Origin of the sequence: Hansschlegelia beijingensis (genome assembly GCF_045505405.1) — a bacterium.
In the GTDB taxonomy this organism is placed as follows: domain Bacteria; phylum Pseudomonadota; class Alphaproteobacteria; order Rhizobiales; family Methylopilaceae; genus Methylopila; species Methylopila beijingensis_A.
Window position 1 is genome coordinate 1 of the sequence record NZ_JBJKEX010000560.1, and the last position, 1,180, is coordinate 1,180.

Annotated in this window: 2 protein-coding genes; both read right to left on the reverse strand. The window is 70.8% G+C overall.

Going from position 1 to position 1,180, the window contains the following annotated elements; all coding sequences use genetic code 11:
* The coding region (locus tag ACIKT0_RS18670; RefSeq protein WP_407106805.1) for a serine/threonine-protein kinase at positions 1-894 on the reverse strand (894 nt) is incomplete at its 3' end.
* Positions 894-1,180 (reverse strand): hypothetical protein (locus ACIKT0_RS18675; RefSeq protein WP_407106806.1); only part of this gene is annotated, 287 nt, incomplete at its 5' end. The genes ACIKT0_RS18670 and ACIKT0_RS18675, both read right to left, overlap by 1 nt.

Below are 1,180 nucleotides of genomic sequence, written 5' to 3' on the forward strand. Positions count from 1 at the left end.
CCCGGCGGGCTCGATCGCGAGCAGCGCGTCGACGAGCCGAAGGAGCGCCTCGTCGTAGCGCCCCGCGGCGGCGACGCCGGCCGGCGCCAGTGGATCGTCGCGAAGACGTCTCAGCGAGTCCGTCGGAACCTTGCCGGTGACCGCCCGATAGAGGATCGCCCCGAGGGAATAGATGTCCGACCAGGGACCCTGCTGGTCCCCGATCCCGTATTGCTCGGGCGGCGAATAGTTCGGCGAGACGATCTGGGTGACGGTCGCGCTGTGGCGCAGTCCGAAGTCGCGCGCCGCGCCGAAGTCGATGAGGACCGGCGTGTCGTCGTCGCGCAGGATCACGTTTCTCGGCTTGAGGTCGCGATGCAGGATGGCCCGGTCGTGGAGCGCGCCCAGCCCATCGAGCACGCCGTTCAGGATGCTGAGGACGCGGCGCTCCGGCAGCGGCGCCTCCTCGAGCGTCGCCTCCAGCGACCGGCCCTGCACGAAATCCAGCACGATGTAGCCGGTCCCGTGGGCCTCGAAGAACCTGCGGACCTGCACGATGTTGGGGTGACGCACGCGCGCGATGATGCGGGCCTCGTCCAGGAAGGACGCGACGCCTGCGTCGAAGGTCGCGGCGTCCCGGCTGGACCGCGCCCGCGCCGACTGGTCGCTGGCCCTGATCGCCGCATGCGCGGGAAAGAACTCCTTGACCGCGACCGGCTCCCTCAGAAGCGTGTCCTCGGCCAGATAGGTGATGCCGAAGCCGCCGTGGCCGAGCACTGCGTCGATCCGGTATTCGAACAGGCGCGTCCCGCGGGAAAGCGCGGCGAGATGGTCGTCCGCCCCGCTGAAGCGCGGGGCGTTCCGCAGCGCGGGACCCGTCGCGCGCAGAAGATCGCCGCTGTCCTCCTTCGCCATCAATCAGCGCTTCGGAAGGTGAGGCCGGCGAACGTCCTGCAGCCCGGCTGAGCGGGATCGACCGCAAATCCTCCGAAGACGCTGGCGACCCGGCAGGTGAAGGGAAACCGGGTTCTTCCGACGTCGCCGTCGCCGTTCAGGAAGGTGATCGCGCCGGCGCGGCTCTCGTAGCGGCCGACCGCCTGGCGCGCGCCTCCGAGCTCCTGGACGAGGAACGCGCCGTCCGGCTGGAGGGAGAGGGCGACGGAGGCCGAGAGGTAGATCCCGGGCCGCACCCGGGCGCCGC